At 65.6% G+C, this 17,848-nt stretch carries 18 protein-coding genes; 8 read left to right on the top strand and 10 right to left on the bottom strand.

Features of this window, described 5'->3' with window-relative positions; genetic code table 11:
* From EET13_RS24395 to EET13_RS24370, 6 genes are all read right to left on the bottom strand, one after another.
* The coding region (locus EET13_RS24395) for an MMPL family transporter (protein ID WP_168991329.1) at positions 1-1,061 on the bottom strand (1,061 nt) is incomplete at its 3' end.
* A 37-nt stretch (positions 1,062-1,098) separates the two neighbouring features.
* Complete coding sequence (locus EET13_RS24390; RefSeq protein WP_122444658.1) at positions 1,099-1,410, bottom strand: lycopene cyclase domain-containing protein; 312 nt, start codon at positions 1,408-1,410, stop codon at positions 1,099-1,101.
* Positions 1,407-1,730 carry a lycopene cyclase domain-containing protein gene (locus EET13_RS24385; protein ID WP_122444657.1) on the bottom strand — a complete coding sequence of 108 codons (324 nt, stop codon included), beginning with the start codon at positions 1,728-1,730 and terminating at the stop codon, positions 1,407-1,409. Before EET13_RS24385 ends, EET13_RS24390 begins: the two co-directional genes overlap by 4 nt.
* Positions 1,727-2,689 carry a phytoene/squalene synthase family protein gene (locus EET13_RS24380; protein WP_122444656.1) on the bottom strand — a complete coding sequence of 321 codons (963 nt, stop codon included), beginning with the start codon at positions 2,687-2,689 and terminating at the stop codon, positions 1,727-1,729. The genes EET13_RS24385 and EET13_RS24380 overlap by 4 nt, the downstream gene beginning before the upstream one ends.
* Positions 2,686-4,227 carry a phytoene desaturase family protein gene (gene crtI, locus EET13_RS24375; RefSeq protein WP_122444679.1) on the bottom strand — a complete coding sequence of 514 codons (1,542 nt, stop codon included), beginning with the start codon at positions 4,225-4,227 and terminating at the stop codon, positions 2,686-2,688. Before crtI ends, EET13_RS24380 begins: the two co-directional genes overlap by 4 nt.
* 13 nt (positions 4,228-4,240) lie before the next feature.
* Positions 4,241-5,329, bottom strand: coding sequence for a polyprenyl synthetase family protein (locus tag EET13_RS24370; protein WP_244604085.1), 1,089 nt, complete (start codon positions 5,327-5,329; stop codon positions 4,241-4,243).
* A 309-nt stretch (positions 5,330-5,638) separates the two neighbouring features.
* Between EET13_RS24370 and EET13_RS24365 the strand changes: the two genes are divergently transcribed.
* Positions 5,639-5,830: a hypothetical protein gene (locus EET13_RS24365; protein ID WP_122444654.1), complete on the top strand. Its 192-nt coding sequence runs from the start codon at positions 5,639-5,641 to the stop codon at positions 5,828-5,830.
* Here EET13_RS24365 and EET13_RS24360 read toward each other — a convergent pair.
* From EET13_RS24360 to EET13_RS24350, 3 genes are all read right to left on the bottom strand, one after another.
* Positions 5,823-6,953, bottom strand: coding sequence for a glycoside hydrolase family 12 protein (locus EET13_RS24360; protein WP_122444653.1), 1,131 nt, complete (start codon positions 6,951-6,953; stop codon positions 5,823-5,825). The two genes, EET13_RS24365 and EET13_RS24360, sit on opposite strands and share 8 nt — an antisense overlap.
* A 9-nt stretch (positions 6,954-6,962) precedes the next feature.
* Positions 6,963-7,382: a cellulose-binding domain-containing protein gene (locus tag EET13_RS24355; RefSeq protein ID WP_122444652.1), complete on the bottom strand. Its 420-nt coding sequence runs from the start codon at positions 7,380-7,382 to the stop codon at positions 6,963-6,965.
* 312 nt (positions 7,383-7,694) lie between these two features.
* Positions 7,695-9,407 carry a CocE/NonD family hydrolase gene (locus tag EET13_RS24350; protein ID WP_122444651.1) on the bottom strand — a complete coding sequence of 571 codons (1,713 nt, stop codon included), beginning with the start codon at positions 9,405-9,407 and terminating at the stop codon, positions 7,695-7,697.
* Between the two features lie 63 nt (positions 9,408-9,470).
* Here EET13_RS24350 and EET13_RS24345 point away from each other — a divergent pair, with 63 nt between their 5' ends.
* From EET13_RS24345 to EET13_RS24330, 3 genes are all read left to right on the top strand, one after another.
* Entirely contained in the window at positions 9,471-10,070 is a 600-nt protein-coding gene (locus tag EET13_RS24345) for a TetR/AcrR family transcriptional regulator (RefSeq protein ID WP_122444650.1), read from the top strand.
* Positions 10,071-10,474: 404 nt separating this feature from the next.
* The gene (locus EET13_RS24335) at positions 10,475-11,200 is read left to right on the top strand and encodes a M15 family metallopeptidase (RefSeq protein ID WP_244604090.1); all 726 of its coding nucleotides are present in this window, start codon (positions 10,475-10,477) and stop codon (positions 11,198-11,200) included.
* Positions 11,201-11,296: 96 nt separating this feature from the next.
* A complete protein-coding gene (locus EET13_RS24330; RefSeq protein ID WP_122444648.1) occupies positions 11,297-12,109 on the top strand; it encodes a class I SAM-dependent methyltransferase in 813 nt (270 codons plus the stop codon).
* On the opposite strand, the gene EET13_RS24325 is transcribed toward EET13_RS24330, so the two are convergent.
* Positions 12,106-13,653: an amidase gene (locus tag EET13_RS24325; protein ID WP_122444677.1), complete on the bottom strand. Its 1,548-nt coding sequence runs from the start codon at positions 13,651-13,653 to the stop codon at positions 12,106-12,108. The two genes, EET13_RS24330 and EET13_RS24325, sit on opposite strands and share 4 nt — an antisense overlap.
* Before the next feature lie 151 nt (positions 13,654-13,804).
* On the opposite strand from EET13_RS24325, the gene EET13_RS24320 reads away from it, so the two are divergent.
* From EET13_RS24320 to EET13_RS24305, 4 genes are read left to right on the top strand one after another with little or no spacing between them, the layout of a single operon-like run.
* A complete protein-coding gene (locus EET13_RS24320) occupies positions 13,805-15,382 on the top strand; it encodes a methylmalonyl-CoA mutase family protein (RefSeq protein ID WP_122444647.1) in 1,578 nt (525 codons plus the stop codon).
* Positions 15,382-15,807: a cobalamin-dependent protein gene (locus tag EET13_RS24315; protein ID WP_103846244.1), complete on the top strand. Its 426-nt coding sequence runs from the start codon at positions 15,382-15,384 to the stop codon at positions 15,805-15,807. Before EET13_RS24320 ends, EET13_RS24315 begins: the two co-directional genes overlap by 1 nt.
* Positions 15,792-16,748 (top strand): LLM class F420-dependent oxidoreductase, encoded by a 957-nt coding sequence (locus EET13_RS24310; RefSeq protein WP_122444646.1) that lies wholly within the window; start codon positions 15,792-15,794, stop codon positions 16,746-16,748. The genes EET13_RS24315 and EET13_RS24310 overlap by 16 nt, the downstream gene beginning before the upstream one ends.
* Entirely contained in the window at positions 16,745-17,797 is a 1,053-nt protein-coding gene (locus tag EET13_RS24305) for a CaiB/BaiF CoA transferase family protein (RefSeq protein WP_122444645.1), read from the top strand. The genes EET13_RS24310 and EET13_RS24305 overlap by 4 nt, the downstream gene beginning before the upstream one ends.
* Positions 17,798-17,848 lie beyond the last annotated feature (51 nt).

The raw sequence follows: 17,848 nt of genomic DNA, 5'->3' as shown, positions 1-17,848 counted from the left end.
GGCTCGGGCCGACCGGATAACCGCCGGCCCAGCCGCCAGACGTTGAGTGCGTCGACCCGCTCGCCCAGTAGCACCAGCACCGCCGGGGCCACCACCACCGCCGCCAACGCCGAAAACACCACGACCGCGACGCCGGCGTAGGCAAAGGACTTCAGGAAGTACATCGGAAACGCCACCATGGCGACCAGGGACAGGGCGACGGTCATCGCGGAAAACAGGACGGTGCGCCCGGCCGTCGTCATGGTGCGCACCAGGGCGTCGTCGTGGTCGCGTCCGTCGGCGAGCTCGTCGCGGTACCGGCTGATGATCAACAACGTGTAATCGATCGCCAGGGCCATCCCCAGCGCGACCGTCACATTCATTGCAAAGATCGACACGTCGGTGAATAAGGCGATGCCACGGAGCACCGCGAGCGAACCCAGGATCGCGAAACTGCCCACGGCTACCGGCAATGCCGCGGCCAGTAGCCCGCCGAACACCCATACCAGTGCGACGAAACTCACCGGTATCGCGATGAGTTCCATTCGCAGCAAGTCCTTTTGGGTCTGCTGGTTGACTTGCGTGTAGATCATCGCCGCGCCTCCGGCCAGTACCATGACGCCGTCGCGGTGGTGGGCGAGCCTTTCTGCGAGCAGCTGGGCATGCGCGGGGGCGACGCTTTCGTCTCCCTTGAGCGCAGCCAGGATTATCGCGGACCTGCCGTCAGTGCTTATCAGGCCCGGGGCGGGTTGCGGTGTGCTCCAAGGCGATGCGACCTGAGCCACGAACGGTGATTCGGCAAGCTGTCGCGTGATATCGGCTCCGATGACCCGAGCCGGACCGTCTTGCACGCCTTTGTCAGAACTCACCAGCAGCACCATCTCCATGTCGCCCCGATGAAACGTGTTGGCCAGCACCGCTGCCGAGCGGGCAGATTCGGATTCGGGGTCCACGAAGCCTCCGGGGGCCAGACTGGTCGCGGCGGGAATGCCGAATATCGCGGTACCGACCATCACTAGGATGGCGGTCGCGATGATCCGCCGTGGCGCGGCAAGAGAGATGCGGGCCATTTTCGACAGCATGTGCGGCGTCCTCCAGGTGATCTAGCCGATGGCGGCGTCATCGACGTGCTCGCCGGCGCTCCCACAGCAGCAGAACGGCGGTGACCATGGCGAAGCCGAACAGGAAATCTTCGACCGGGATGTCGAACGGGAACCGCAGACCCGTCGTTTGGTGTTTGTCATAGCTGACGATCGGCGAGCTGAGTTTGGTCAGCCAGCCGTCGACCGGGACCTGAAATCCCAGCACGATCAGCATCGACAACCAGTACGCCGGACGCCGGAACACGCCAGTGCGCAAGAGCGCCAATTCCAATCCACCGACCGCCGCCACGGCCAGCACGGCCGGAAGGGTGTATCCCAGCCCGGTCATCGCCGGGTGCGCCAATCGAGAATCGTGCTGACCGCGTTGTAGGTCAGCAGCCCGCAAATCGGGATCACCACAAAGAACAGCACTTCTTCGATCGGAACCCGAAACGGCACGGTCAGGCCGCTGATGTAGCGCGCGTCGTATCTCCACACCCCGGCTGCGACAGCCACTTCGTCCCAGATCAGGAACACCGCCGCGACCGGCAGCACCGCGTTCAGCAGCCGCAGCGGCTGCCGGTAGACGCCGCTGCCGAAAAACTCCAGCGGTGCGGTGATCGCCAGGCAGGCGCCCAGCAGCAGCAGGTATTGCCAGTGATCGCTCATGCGGCACCCGACTGGGCGGGTCCGGACACATCGCGGGTGCCGTTGCGGACCCGCCAGGCTTGGATCAGCCCGGCTCCGGCGACCCGCAGCCGTCGTGCCTGCCCGACGGTGGCTCGGTGACTGAATACCTCGAAATCGTCGTCTTCGATGCAATCGAGGATTTCTGAGTACAGTGTCAAAGCCGTTGCCACGCAGGGCCGGGAACGGGGCGCCAGCAGGGCGATCCCGGCGGCTGCGAACCGATAGGTTTTCCTGGTGATCGCGTGCTGGGCGGCCAAGGCGTTACGTACCCGGTTGTCGGTGCACCGATTCCGGTGACACCACATCAGCAGATCCCGGTCGACGCCGTCGGCGGCCAGTTCGTCGGCGGGCAGGTAGACCCGGTCCCTCGCCAAATCCTCGTCGACATCCCGAATGAAGTTCGTGAGCTGGAATGCACGACCGAGCGCGGCGGCGTACGGGGCTGCCTCTGCGACGGGCACGACGGTGCCCAAGATCGGAAGTACCTGCAGTCCAATCGCTTCCGCCGAGCCCCTCATGTAGCCGTTGAGCGCGTCGCGGTTGGGATAGTCGGTGACCGTGAGGTCCATGCGCATCGATGTCAGAAAGTCTTCGAATAGCTCGGTATCGATGTCGTATCGGCGTGCGGTGTGGCGCACGGCGGTCAGCACTGGGTGGTCGGGTTGGGCGGCGCCGGCGAAGAAGCGATCGGAAAGTTCTTGCAGCCGTTGGGCGCGAACGTCCATGCCCAGACCGGGATCAACTGCGTCGAGGATGTCGTCGGCGTACCGGGCGAAACCGTACAGTGCGTGTACCGGCGGTCGTTGGTCAGGCGCCAGTAGCCGGGTGGCGAGGAAGAAGGTGCGCCCATGGGCGGCATTGATCCGGCGACAGCGGCGATATGCCTCGCGCAGCCGGGAATCGTGGATGTCGGCGGCGTCTAATTCGTTGCGAATCATGATATCTGCGCTTTCGTGTCGGCTCTCAGGTCGAAATGGCGTGGAGGCCGGCTCACCTCGCCGGTGATGCGGTCAGCGGCCAGCCGACCGGAGACGAGGGTGGTGGGCACGCCGACGCCGGGAATGGTCGACGACCCCGCCAGGACGGCGTTGTCGATGCCGCGCAGGGTGTTTGCCGGCCGGAACGGTCCCGTCTGGCCGAATGTGTGTGCCAGCGCGAATGGTGTGCCTGCCGTCATGCCACGGCGTGCCCAATCCAGCGGGGTGACAACGTCGAGCACGTCGGTGCCGTGGCGCAGCTGCGGCAACAGCCGGTCGGCGACGGTGTCGATGATCGATTCCGCATAGGGGGCGCCGGCAGTGGACCAGTCGATTGTTCCGGCGGCCAGGTTGGGTGCCGGGGCAAGCAGATAGAACAAGTCGTGGCCGGTGGGGGCAAGAGTCGGATCGGTTGCCGTCGGCCGGGTGACCAGTAGCGACGGATCCCGCATCAGCCGGCCGTCGCGAATGATGTCAGTGAAGGTCTGCTCCCACGCTGCCCCGAAAAGGATGGTGTGATGCGCCATCGCCCGATCCGCTGATGCGACGCTGGGGCAGCCCGCGTGGACGACGACGGCCGACGGCGACGCCCGCAGCGGACGGATGCGGCGTGGGGTGCGGCCCAATAACCGGTAAGTCGTGGGTAGTTCGGTGGTGAGCACGACCGCGTCGCAGGGTATGCGCTGTTCCCGGTCGGTGCGCACGGCGGTGATGCGGTTGCCGCTGCGTTCGAGTTCGGTGACGCTGCAACGGTAATGAAACTGGACTCCGGCGCAGGCTCCGGCGGCCGCCAGCGCATCGGGTAGTGCTCGGACACCGCCGCGGGGGAAGAAGACGCCCGAGATGGTGTCCATGTATGCGATAACGGCGTACGCCGCCAACGCATCGTGCGGAGCGACACCGGCGTACAGCGATTGGAAGGTGAAGACCCGGCGCAACCGCGGGTCGCTCAGGTAGCGCCCGACCTTGGCGTCCCAGTTGCGGAATCCGCCGATGGCCGCCAGCCGCGCCAGCTGTGGCGTCAGCAGCGACAGCGGCGAATCGAAATTGGCGGCAATGAACCCGTCCATTTCGGTGCGGTACAGCCGCGTCAGCCACTTTCGCAGCCGCCGGTAGCCGGCGGCCTGCCGGCTACCGGCAAACTCGTGGATGGCGGATGCCATCCGCTCGGCGTCACAATGCACGTCAAGGGAGCTGCCGTCGGCGAATACCGCGTGGTAGGCCGGCTCGACGGGAAGCAGATCCAACCGGTCAGAGCTGGTTTCACCGACTGCGGCGAATACGTCGTCGATGATGTCCGGCATGGTCAGAACCGTTGGCCCGGTGTCGATTCGGTAACCTTCGATGTCGAGTCGCCCGGCACGCCCACCCGGCCATGCTTCGCGCTCGACCACGGTGACGGCACGGCCGCGGCCGGCCAGATGCAACGCCGTGGACAGCCCCGCCAAACCCGCGCCGATTACCACGACGTGATCGGTTGGTCCCTGAATGGTATGCATCACCGGACTCCTTTTACGTGCTGCGCTCCACGCAGGCATCAGCCAAGTGGCCTAGCGCTGCGCGAGCAGTGTCGTCAATCGCGATGTGATCCAGGATTTTTCGGGCACGCTCGATGCGCCGCCAGATCATGTCCTCGATGCGCTGCGCAGCCCCGGTGGCGATGATCAGCGTCCGCAGGCGATCCAGTGCTGCACCGTCTAGCTCATCGGCACGTGCAAATGCGGCGAGCTCGCGCCGCGCCGGCGGATCGGCCATCTCATGAGCGGCCACCACCACGCTGGTGGCCTTACGTTCGACCAGGTCGCCTCCGTTGGGCTTGCCCGTGGTCGCCGACGGCCCAAACACTCCCAGCAGGTCGTCGCGCAGCTGGAAGGCTTCGCCGACATCGCTGCCGTAAAGGCCGAGTTGAGCCAACGTGCGATCGTCGCAGTCCGCCATCGCCGCGCCCATCTCCAACGGCCGGCGCACGGTGTAGTTGCCCGACTTGCGCCGTGCGATGTCCAAAACGGTTCGCAGCGGCGGCAGGTCGCGGATGTCGTTGGCCAGGTCGGCGAACTGGCCGACCGCCAACTCGATGCGCATCGCGTCGTATCGCGGCCATAGCTGCTGCAGTCGGCGCGGCGCCACACCGCTTTCACGCAGCATCTGCTCGGCCCAAATGAGACAAACGTCGCCCAGCAGGATGGCCGCGGATTCACCGAACCGATCTGCCGAGCCGGACATTCCGCGATGTCGATACCACTCGGCCAGCTGGACATGGACGGCCGGGCGACCACGCCGCTGTGCTGATCGATCCATCACATCGTCCTGCACCAACGCAAACGCATGCAGCAGTTCCAAACTCGCCGCGGCCGACAAGGCCGCGGCGCTGGGCTCGGCGCCGCACAGCCAGCCCAGGTACATGAAGGTGGACCGCAGACATTTGCCGCTCGAGACAAACGCCAACAGGATTTCGCCCGCGGCGGCCGAGGATGACTCGTCGAGTTGGGATGCACTGCGCGTCGCGACGAACTCTGCGACGGCAGCCAGGACCGCCCGCCGAAGCTCCGATCGCCAAGCAACGGAATCAATTGCGGGGGATCGGTGGTGGATCGACGTCACCGACCGGTCTGGCGCACCCGCTGGTGGCGCGGGGAGCTGGGCTGTCGGCGGTAGTTCAGCGTGGCCCACCACCGGTTGGCGCGAAAATCTAGCACACACTGGCTGATGCCTCTCTGTTCGTGTCTCTTCGTGCCGTAGCGAAACGGGCAGCGCCACGCTGCCTTGTGGTTGCCGTCGCTAGTGGCAGCTTAGGCGAGATCCGAGCAATATGCTTAAAATACTTAAAAATTAATTACATGAAGTTCATGTGACCTTTGTCGGCGCTCGGGGCGGTCGCGATGATCGGGTCGATAGGGGACGCAGGCACACGTGACCCCGGGCGGTCTGTCCGATGCCGGATGGTCTTCCGAGACGCGTGGCCGCGCCGGGTGCGCCGCGCTGTCGGTGCGCCGGGGACGGGTCCAGACCAACGCGCTGGCCTACCCAGGACGAGGCGATTGGCGGCTGACCGGGCCGGCGGCGGCTTTGCGGGGACCGGCCGCTGCCGCAGTCGTCAGCTGACTGTGGCCGAGAACGAATTGACGGCGAGCCCGATGCCGCCGCTCCACGGCTCGAACCCGGCCTGGATGCTGGTGAGATACCAGGAGTTGGTTATCGTGCCCCGGTTGCGGACGTCGTTGACGAAATCCAGCACACTGAAGTTCCAGGAGTTGATCGGTGTCGGTGCGACGTAGGAGATCACGTTGTTGCTGCCGTTGTTTCCTTGCCGGACATCCCAATTGCGGCCACCGATCGCGGCCGCTCCGACTTTGGTGCCGACCGGTTGGATCGAACCTTGGCGGTTGAACCAGATCATGATCTCCATCTGGCTGAGCCCGTCCTTTTTCGGTGTCGGGTTCAGCCAGATGTCGTACGCGGCATCATAGGTGCCGCTGGCGTCGCCGTAACTGATGCCGCTGTTAGCACTGGTGAGCTGGCTCAACTGAACCGGCAGCTTACTGCCCGGCGAGCAATTGCTGTAGTGGCACCCCAGGTATATGGACGGGTATGACAGCGGAGCGCCATCAGTGGGGGCCGAACCATCCTCTTTGGTGATGGTGAAACCGGTCGCGGTGACGTTGATGCACTGCGCGGCGCTGCTTCCCCACCTGTTGTTCTGGACCACGTAGGCACCTGCGATCATCGTCGTGCCGAACTGATCGCAGATCTGGGTGCCGCTCGGCGCGCCGGTCGTGCTGGTGGTTGTGGGAGTCGTGGACTGGCTGGTTGACACCGATGCTGCGGTGCAGGACTGACGGTTGAGCAGACAATTAGTCGGTGGCGTGTATGCGCCGGTCTGTGCGGCCTGAAATCCGACGGTGACCGAACTGCCCGGTGCGATTGTGCTGTTGTATGACTCGGGAGTCAAGACGTAATGCGTGCCGGATTGAGCAAGTTTGCTGTTCCACGCATTGGTGATGGATTCTCCTGCTGGCAAGTCGAATTCGAGCTTCCAGCCGCTCAGCTGTGCGGCTCCCGGATTGGCGATGCTGTAGTTGGCCACGAAGCCGGTATTCCATTGCGAGGTCACCGACAACGTCGCGGTTGCCGCGCCGGCGGCGGCAGGCCCCGGCGTCGAAGTCGGGTTGGTCGTTGTCGGTGTTGTGGTGGTTGTCGGTGTTGTGATCGTGGTCGCCGGGGTCAAGCCCGCGGTTCAGGGCTGTCCATTGACCAAGCAATTCGCCGGCGCCGAATAGGCGCCGGCGAGCGCGGCCTGGAAACCAATGCTGATGGAACCGCCGGCCGCAATCGTTCGGTTGTAGTCCTCGGGAGTCAACACGAAGTGCGTTCCCGACTGTGCCAGCCTGCTGCTCCATACATTGGTTATCGATTCGTCTGCTGGCAAATCGAATTCGAGCTTCCAGTCGGTGAGCTGCGCCGAGCCGGAGTTGACGATCTTATAGTTTGCCACAAAGCCGGTATTCCACTGTGATGTCACCGCCAACGTCGCGCTTACCGCGGCCGCATGCGCGATCGGGGTAACCAGAACGGCGGTGATAGCGATGACGAATACCAACACGACAACGTGGAATGCTGGGCGCCAGTAACTTTCGCAGGCATTCGATCCGTGCATCTGGGCAACGCTATAGCTGAGTCAATCACAATGGTGATGATCAACTTCTGAAGCTGCCGTATCTTCGTTCAACCGAAACCGCCATGAAATCTTTATATTTGCCGCATTCACTCGATGCCGCGCTATTGGCCGGCCTTGCGGGCTAAAATATGACGTCGCCGACGTGACGCTCGAAAACTGCTTTGGCCGCTGTCATTTGCCCCCGGGTGGTAGCAGCGCGGCAGGAATAGCGCCGCGGAATTGCTGAGGCGCGAAGGCTACGACACGGCGAATCCACGCGAGACTTTTGGCCGCGATTACGCTCGCGGGCTACTAGCCAAGTACCGGGAGCAGCAGCCGTGATGACGATCGCACGGTGTTGAGGCTGCTGGCGCCGACGGCGGCGTGTCGGAAACCCATGATGGCCGGCACCGACGGGTCCTGATCGTCGCTGGTGAGCACGAGCCGGATGCGGTGCCCCTTCTTGAAGCGCCGAGCATTGGGCACCAACGGGATTCGATACACGACGTCTTGGCCTACCGGTATCCCCTGGGGGTTAGTGCACGGCAGCGCCGGCGCCCCAGGTCGGCTGCCCGCTTCGTCGACCTCGCGAAGGCTGGCGCGCAGCCATCCTGCTGTCACATCGGTGGTCTGGCCATCCGGGGCTACGTCCTGCAGCGTGACCATCCATGCGGTATCGATCGCCGTCGCCGATGCCACCAGGCGCAGTTCGATGTCGCCGACGACATCAAGGACCTCGCTTACCGGGATGCCGGTCCACGTCAGCATCGACGGCGGATCGATCGCGCTGGGCTTGACGCGGCCCAGTCCCGAACCCAGGACCATGAATTCGCGGCTGCCCGGCTGGCCCTCGTCCTCCCGCAAGTCGCCGTCGGCGCATAGGGCGAGTTCGCGGTGTGGCGCCGCCGCGGGCGGCCAGGACTCGGCGGTACGCCACTCGTTCGCGCCGGGCAGGAAATAGCGGATGGGCGGCCCATCGAGGATTCCGGTGTCGCGGCCCTTCAGCCAATGGTCGTACCAGGCCAGCGCTTCCAGGTGCATGCTTTCCCAGGGCCACGTCAGGCCGAACTTGCCGAGCATGCCCATTCGTACACACGCGTTGTCCGACAATGCATTCCACGCCGCAAACGTCGACGGAAGGTGTAAGGGCACGTTCTCCCAGTCGCAGCCGAGGTACACCGGAATGTCGATTTCCTTCAGTAACGGCAACAGGTTTCGCTTCTGCCACCACTCGTCACGGTGCGGGTGCCTGACCGCGGCGTCGAGCCAGAGCTCGTCCCATGGATGCGGATTGTGCGGCAGCCGAAGGAGTTGGCGGAGCATGGCGAGCGCTGACTCGCCGTTCGAGGTTTCGAATTTCTTATGGATCCGTGGGCTGTTGAGCACTCGGCGAGCCAGGTCGACCGGCCTGCTGCGCCAAAGCTTGTCGCTGCGCTCCGACGTCAGGCCGGTCATCGCCAGGAACGGGGTGACGAAAGACGAACTCAGCAGACCGTGATGGCTGGCTCCCTCGTAGAGGTCCGCGGTCACCGCAAGGGGAAAGATCGCCTTGAGGTGCGGCGGACGCTCGACGGCCGCCTCGAGCTGGCTCATTGCGAAGTAGCTGATGCCGATCATGCCGACATTGCCGTCGCACCAGTCTTGTTGGGCGATCCACTCGACAACGTCGTAGAGATCGCGACGCTCCTGTGCGTCGAAGAGGGTGAAAGTTCCGCCGGATCCGCAGGTTCCCCGCAAGTTGGCGATGACGTGGGTGTAGCCGCGCGGAACCCAGAAGGCCGTCGCGCCGGCCTCGATGAAGCCGGCGGGTGCGCCGAAGTCCTGCATCTGCCTCGGGTAGGGGGAAGCGGCCAGCAGCGCGGGGAAGCGGCCGTCGGAATCGGGCCGGTGCACATCGGCCAGCAAGGTGGTGCCGTCGCGGACCGTGATCGCCGCATTGGCGTCGGTGCGCACGGTGTACCGCGGCTCGCTGAGGTTCCGGTACTGCCGGCCGGTGGTCTGGGGACCGTTGAGCGTGCTCGTCATAGTTTCACGCTAAGTTGAAACTAGTTTCAACGCAAGAGGAAATTTCACGGGTATGGTGTGACTGTGGCGACACGATCCGGCACCCCCGGCCCCCGCGACGAACGCGGCGTGCTGGCGGCGCGCATCCTCACCGCGGCCCGCGACGAGTTCGCCGAACACGGCTGGGCCGGCACGGCGATTCGCGCCGTCGCCCGTGCCGCCGACGTCGACCCGGCGCTGATCTACCACTACTTCGGCTCCAAGGAAGGCCTGCTCGACGCGGCCACCGCGCCGCCGCAGAAGTGGCTCGACTCGGTCGCCAAAACCTGGGACGCGCCACGAGACCAGCTGGGTAAGCAGCTGCTGCGCAACGTGATGCAGAACTGGACCGACGAAGAGGTCGGCCCCATTCTGCGGGCGGTGGTGCTGACCGCCGCCCATGAAACCAAGACGCGCGACAAGTTGCGGATGGTCGTCGAACGCGGCCTGATCGGAGAATCAACCCTGGGTGACGACGAGGTCGAGCGGCTGCGCCGCAGCAGCTTGATCTCCAGCCAGCTCATTGGCTTGGCGCTGCTGCGCTACGTCTGGCGGATCGAACCCATCGCGTCGATGTCGGAGGACGAGGTGCTCGCCGCGATAGCGCCCAACCTGCAACGCTACGTGGATGGCGACATCACCTGAAGTGACTTTCTGCCCTTGTCCACAGTGGCAGATGGTCCACCACGGAAGTGCGGCGGGAGGGGCACGACCACACACATGGCGAGGGCTGCGGCCACGTGACGGTTCCGCACGGCGACCACATCGACTATGTGCATGACGGTTGCCGGCATGCCGCCCATGACGGTCACTATGACTAACACTGACGAACACTGACTAACACTGACGAACACTGACCAACACTGACGAACACTGACGAACGCCGAGAAATCCCCGGGTTCACTGCCGCGCGCTGAGTGGCCTGCCGGGCCGGTATCGGTTCGATAAATCGTTGCCGAGTTTCGCGGCCACTGGTGTGGCTGCACAGACTTCGATGCGACCACCGCGACAATGTCGGAATGCCCGATATGCGGCGATTCTGCCCGGTCATGCTGGCCGCGTTGCTGACGGCGGTTTCGGGAGCCTGCCATGACCCGGGTGCCGCGACATCCACTTCCCTGCCGGTTCGGCCCGTAGGGACCACGGTCCCGGCCGGCCCCGGCGTCCCGCCGGTCAGCGACGCGGCGCGCGCGGCCGGATTCATCGACGTCCGAAGCGTGCTGCCCGACGCCGTCATCGACCTGCGCTACGCGACGACCAACAATTTCACCCACACCCAGCTCTATCCTTCCGACGCCCGGTGCCTGGTGCACCAATCGATGGCGCGAGGTCTCGCGGCGGCCGCGGTCGCACTGCGCCCGCAAGGGCACGTGCTGGTCTTCTGGGACTGTTATCGGCCACACGAGGCGCAGGTCAAGATGTTCAATGCGGTTCCCGACCCGTCGTGGGTGGCGCGACCGGGACCGTATGCCCGTAGTCACGAGGCGGGACGTTCGGTCGACGTGACGTTTACCAGTCCGCAGCAGAGCTGCCCCGCCGAACGCCAGGTGCATGGCCTGTGCCTGGCCGACATGGGCACCGACTTCGATGACTTCTCCTCGCGGGCAACGGCATTCGCGACTCAGGGCGTCACAGCGGCGGCTCAGGCGAACCGGACGGCGCTGCGGGAGGCAATGCAGTACGGCGGGCTCGACGTGTATTCCGGCGAATGGTGGCACTTCGATGGTCCCGGCGCCGGCGTCGACCGTCCGGTTCTCGATGTCCCCGTCGACTAGCTGTCTGTGTCTCAGTATATGAGACGACTATTTCAAATAGTGATCACGGGTTATAGGCTGGCGCCACCGAAGACGCGCCGACCGAGGGAAACCGCCATGAACGACAACTCAGCGACGATCTACACGCATGGACATCACGAGTCGGTGCTGCGTAGTCACCGCGTCCGCACCGCGGAGAACTCCGCGGGCTATCTGTTGCCCCACCTGAAATCGGGGCTGACCGTGCTGGACGTCGGCTGTGGTCCTGGGACGATCACCGTCGACCTCGCCGCCCGGGTGGCGCCGGGGTGGGTAACGGCCGTCGAGATCAACGACGCCGCATTGAGTCTGGGCCGCGCTGAGGCCGAGCGGCGCGGCGCGGCGAACGTCTCGTTCGTGACCTCCGACGTGCACGCGCTCGACTTTCCCGACGACACCTTCGATGTCGTCCATGCCCACCAGGTCTTACAACACGTCGCCGATCCGGTCCAGGCACTGCGGGAGATGAGGAGGGTGTGTGCGCCGGGCGGAGTTGTCGCGGCTCGCGATGCCGACTACGGCGGATTCATCTGGTATCCACGGCTGCCCGCACTGGACCTGTGGCTGCGACTCTACGACGGGGCGGCTCGCGCCAACGGCGGCGAGCCGGACGCGGGCCGGCGGCTGCTGTCCTGGGCGCTGGCCGCCGGCTTCGACGACGTCACGCCAACCGGGAGCATCTGGTGTTTTGCGACGGCCGAGACCCGTCAATGGTGGGGCGGAATGTGGGCCGACCGCATCCTCGAGTCGGACCTGTCTCGCCAACTGGTGGAATCGGGCATGGCCACCACCGCCGAGCTCACAGAGATCTCGGTGGCGTGGCAGGTCTGGGCTGGCGCCCCGGACGGTTGGCTGGCGATGCCACACGGAGAAATCCTTTGCCGGGCTTAGGGTTGGCGCGAAGCGTCAGAAAACCCTCCGCACACGCATTCAAAGGCGCCAGCGGCCCGCAACACGGTGGCATCGTTGAATCGCTTGCCCACAATCATCATTCCGGCGGGAAGCCCGTCGACCAGGCCGGCGGGCACCGAAATCGCAGGATGCCCGGTGATGTCCATGGGCGCGGTGTTGAGCGCCTTGCCGAATGTGCGTGGTAGCAATGCGACGTCCTGCGGGCGGCCCTCCGGCAGCGGATTGGCCGTGCCGGGCACCGTGGGCATCACCAACACGTCGTAATGCTCGAGCGCCCCGTCATAAGCTGCCCGCAGGTGCGGCACCAGATTACGTGCCTTGGCATAAACTGCGCTGCCCAACCTGTTTCGGCTGTAGTGGCCACACAACGCCGTCGCCTTGATGGTGCTGGCGAATTCGTCGGCCTTGGCCACACGCTGTCTTGCGAAGTGCGCCATCAATTCTGGGTCGTATCGTCCGTTCACGCCGAGTCCGGATCCGTTGCCCTCCAGCATCTCGTAGGTCGCGCCGTCGGTGATGATGACGTTGAATACGTGGATCGCGCGCCGGTGCCAGGGCACGCTGACCTCGCCCACGGTGCAACCGATTTCGGTGAATTTGCGGGCCGCCGACCGGACCAGCTCGTCGACCTGCGGCCGCGAGTTGGCCCACCCGAAGCCTTCGGTGAGAATGCCGACCCGCAGACCGGTCACGTCGCCGGTGAGTGCCGCCCGATAGTCCTGTGGGGCTATCGCCGGGGGCTGGCGGGGATCATGGCCGTCCGGGCCGGCAAGCACCGTAAGCAGCAGTGCCGCGTCGGCGACGGTGCGTGTCATCGGGCCGAGGTGATCGATGGTGCGCTCGATGGGAATCGCGCCGGTGTAGGGCACCAGCCCGTACGTCGGCTTGAGCCCGACGATGCCGCACAGGGCAGCCGGGATGCGCACTGACCCGCCCTGGTCACCTCCCAGTGCCAACTCGACTTCCCCCGCGGCGACGAGCGCGCCACTACCGCTGGATGATCCGCCCGTTTCTCGGCTGGTGTCCCACGGATTGCGCACCGGTCCGGACGCGGAGGTGAAGCTGGATCCCGAGCAGCACAGATCCTCGCAGACACTCTTGCCGGCAATGGTGGCCCCGGCGGCGAGCAGCCGCCGCACGACGGTCGCGTCGCGGCTGGGGACAAATCCCTCCACCGCGCGTGATCCGTTCATCATCGGCAGGCCGGCCACGGCGATGTTGTCTTTGATCGCGACCGTCCTGCCGGACAGCGGACCCTGCGCGCCGGAGCAGATATCGGCCGTGACATACCAGGCGCCGAGCAGATTGTCGCCCGGCTCCGGGAATCGATATACCCGATCGGGCGTCTGAGGCTGAGCGGAATGGTCACAGAGGTCGCCGTAGAGCTCGTCGACCACGTCGTAGGACCTGAGTGTGTGCCCGACGGCCGCGAGGTAATCCCGTTGGTCGTCGGCGTCGAGGTGGAAACCGAAGTGCTCGGCGGCGGCACGCAGGTCCGCCGCCGACGGCCGGGGAACCGCCATGTCGCCTCCGTCATACGTTGCTGGGTCGCTCGGGTGCGGCTGAGCGCGGATCAGCCGAGGCCAACCGCCACCGCCGCCCAGCATTGCGCTATCTCACCTGGTCAGGCAGCGGTATTGGCATTCTCTTTTTTTGCAAGTACGTTATTCATCGATGGATAATGAAGCTCAGACCGCATCGGGCATCCCGGTTGCGCCGGTGTACGGGCCGCAGGACCGCGAGTCGAAACCCCCGGGTCCGGGGGAGTTTCCCTTCACCCGGGGGAACTTCGCGTCGGGCTACCGCGGCAAGCTCTGGACTTTTCGTCAGTACTCCGGATTCGGCACCGCCGAGGAATCCAACCGCCGATACCGGTATCTGCTGGAGCAGGGTGGGACGGGTCTCTCGGTGGCGCTCGACCTGCCCACCCAATGCGGTTTCGACTCCGACGACCCCGACGTCGTCGAGGAAGTCGGCCGGGTCGGCGTCGCCGTCGACACGCTGGCCGACGCCGAGATCCTGTTCGACGGCATCCCGTTGGACAAGATCAGCACCAGCATCACGATCAACGGCACCGCAGCGATCCTGCTGGCGTTCTACGTCGCCGCGGCCGAGCGCCAGGGCGTGCCGCGGGCCAAGCTCACCGGAACCATCCAGAACGACATCCTCAAGGAGTACGCGTCGCGCGGGACGTGGATCTGGCCGCCCGAACCGTCGCTGCGGCTGATCGCCGACACCATCGAGTTCTGCGCGGCCGAGGTGCCGAAGTTCAATGCCATCTCGGTGGCCGGAGCGCACTTCCGCGACGCGGGCGCCACCGCCGTGCAGGAGATGGCCTTCACCCTGGCCGACGGCGTGACCTATTGCGACACCGTGGTGCAACGCGGCCGGATGACCATCGACGAGTTCGCGCCGCAGATCTCCTTCTTTTTCTACACCCACGGCGACTTCTTCGAAGAGATCGCTAAATACCGTGCGGGACGGCGCCGTTGGGCAACCCTTGTGCGGGAACGCTACGGTGCCAAGACGGACCGCGCATCGATGTTCCGTTTCGGTTGCGTGTGCGGCGGCGCGTCACTGTATGCGCCGCAGGCACACAACAACGTGGTGCGGGTGGCCTACGAGGCGATGGCGGCGGTGCTGGGCGGCGTGCAGTCGATGTTCACCGCGGCCTGGGACGAGCCGTTCGCGTTGCCCACCGAGGAATCCACCACGTTGGCGCTGCGCACTCAGCAGATCCTGGCCTACGAAACCGGCGTGGCCAGGGTCGCCGACCCGCTCGGCGGCTCCTACTTTGTCGAGGCGCTCACCGATGCCACCGAAGCCCGCATCATCGAGATCATGGCCGACCTCGAAAAGCACGGCGGGATGGTCAGTGCCATCGAGGACGGCTACCTGCAGGGGCTGATCGCCGACGAAGCCTTCACGATGCACAAGGACATCGAGACGGGTGCGCGGCCGGTGGTCGGGGTCAACAGGTTCGTCTCCGAGCAACCCGAGCACGACATCATGACCTACGAGCTCGACGCCGAGGGGCGCGACCTCCAACTCAAGCGGCTGACCCAGGTCAAGGCCGAAAGAGACAATGCCGCAGTACAGTCCACGCTCACCGCGCTGGCCCGCGGCGCCGAAGGCACCGACAACCTCCTGCCCCGGCTGATCGACTGCGCCAACGCCTACTGCACGGTCGGCGAGATGGTCTCCGCGCTCAAGGCGGTGTGGGGCGAATTCCAGCAGCCGGTGGTGTTCTGATGGCTACCCGCATCTTGGTCGCCAAACCCGGGCTCGACGGGCATGACCGCGGCGCCAAGATCGTTGCCCGCACGCTGCGTGACGCCGGTTTCGAGGTGATCTACACCGGGATCCGGCAACGCATCGAAGACATCGCGTCGATCGCCGTCCAGGAAGACGTGGCCGTGGTGGGGTTGAGCATCTTGTCCGGCGCACACCTGGCGCTGACCGCGCGCACCATCGAAGCGCTGCGCGCCGCTGACGCCGCCGACATCGCCGTCGTCGTCGGCGGAACGATCCCGCACGCCGACGTGCCCAAGCTGCTGGAGGCCGGCGCGGCGGCGGTATTTCCCACGGGGACACCGCTGGACGTGCTGGTACGTGACATTCGCGCTTTGACCGGCAGCCCGCAACCTGCCCCGGAGGAACCATGCGCGTCGGAGTGATGGTCGGTCCCGAGCGTGGCGATTCGGCCCGCAAGGTCATCCGGATGCTGGCCGACATCGACTGGGCGGAGAGCGCCGGCCTGGACAGCGCCTGGATTCCACAGATTCCCAACGACTTTGACGCGTTGGTGGCGGTGGCCCTGATGGGCACCCGGACCAGCCGCATCGAGCTGGGCACCGCGGTCGTCCCGCTGCAGGCGCAGCATCCCATTGCGTTGGCGCGCCAGGCGTTGTCGGTGCACGCGGCTACCGGAGGCCGGCTGGTGCTGGGTGTCGGGCCGTCGCATCACTGGATCATCGACGACATGCTCGGGCTTCCCTACGAGCGGCCAGCCGGCTACACCCGCGACTATCTCGACGTGCTGCACGCGGCCTTCGCCAATCCCGGCCCGGTCGACGTGGAGAACACCACGTTCCGGGTGCACAACCCCCTCGACCTGGCGCCGGTGGCGCCGCTGCCGGTGCTGGTGGCCGCGCTCGGGCCGGTGATGCTGACGTTGGCCGGCGAGCGGGCCGACGGCACCGTGCTGTGGATGGCCGACGAACGCGCCGTCGCCGAGCACGTCGTGCCCCGGATCACCAAGGCCGCCGACAACGCCGGTCGCCCGGCGCCGCGCATCGTCGCCGGCGTAGCGGTATGCCTCTGCAGCACAACCGAAGTCGACGCCGCACGGGAGCGCGCCAACCGAATCCTGGGCGAGGCCGAGGTCTCGCCGAATTACCAGCGGCTGCTGGGGTACGGCGACGCCAAAGACGTCGGCGATATCTGCGCGGCCGGCGACGAGGACGCCATCCTGGCCCGGCTACGGCGATTCGCCGACGCCGGTGTGACGGACCTGTCCGTGCGTCTGTTGCCGATCGGTGGCAACCGCGACGCGCTTGTCGCGTCCAAGCGCCGGACCCGCGAGATGATCGCTTCGCTGGCAACGGAGTTGCGGTGACTGGTCGAGGTCCACTGGCGGGGATACGGATTCTCGAGGTCGGCACCATGCTGGCCGGGCCGTATGCCACCATGCTGCTGGCCGATCTCGGTGCCGAGGTGATCAAGGTCGAGCCGCCGGACGGCGAGATCTCCCGCAGCGTGGGGGACAGTTACTTCGCCAGCCTCAACCGGAACAAGTCGAGCATCTGCCTGGACCTGAATACCGAAGCGGGACAACGGTGCTTGGGTGAGCTCGCGGCGCAATCGCAGGCACTGCTGGTCAACCTGAAGCCGTCGGCCATTCGCCGGCTGAGGCTCACCTACGAGGCCCTGCGGCGGTGGAACGAACGGATCGTCTGCGTGGCGATCACCGGTTACGGTCTCAACGGCGGCGATGATCCGGCATTCGACTACGTGATCCAGGCCGCTACCGGTATTGCCGCTTTGACGGGTGAGCCAGATGGTCCGCCGACATTGCCGGGCTACTCGTCGGCGGACAACTCCACCGGCATGTGTGCGGCGCTGGGGTTGCTGGCGATGATGGCTTCGGGTCGCGGCGGGCAGGTGGACGTGTCGCTGCGCGACGTCATGCTCTCGCAGCTCAATTACCATGCCGCCGCTTACCTCAACGAGGGTATTGAGCCGCACCGCCGGCCCTATGGCGCGCATTCGTATTACGTTCCCGCTCAGCTTTTTCCGACCGCTGACGGGTATCTGGCGCTGTTCATCACGCACGACGGGTTCTGGAAATCCTTTGCCGACGAGGCGGGTATCGGCGGTTTCGAAACAATGGCCGAGCGCGCGGCCCGGCGCGACGAGGTGCTCGGCGTCGTCACGGCGATGCTGGCCACCGATACCGCCGCCGGCTGGGAACGACGGCTGCGTCCGCTGGGCGTGCCGGCGGCGGCCGTCCGCACGCTGCCCGAGGCATTGCAGGCGGCGCCGGAAACTATTGTGCGGGCTGGTGATTTACGTCTCGTCGGGAATCCTGTGCATGTTTGCGGCTATGAGCCCGACTACCGGCCGGCGCCACGGCTGGGTGAACACGGCGACGTGCTCAACGCTTGAGCTCGATGACGTGTTGTCAGCCCCTCGCGCACTATCTCGCCCAACTGCAGC

The organism is Mycobacterium attenuatum (genome assembly GCF_900566085.1).
Taxonomy (GTDB): Bacteria; Actinomycetota; Actinomycetes; order Mycobacteriales; family Mycobacteriaceae; genus Mycobacterium; species Mycobacterium attenuatum.
This window is presented reverse-complemented; position numbering and strand designations above follow the sequence as displayed.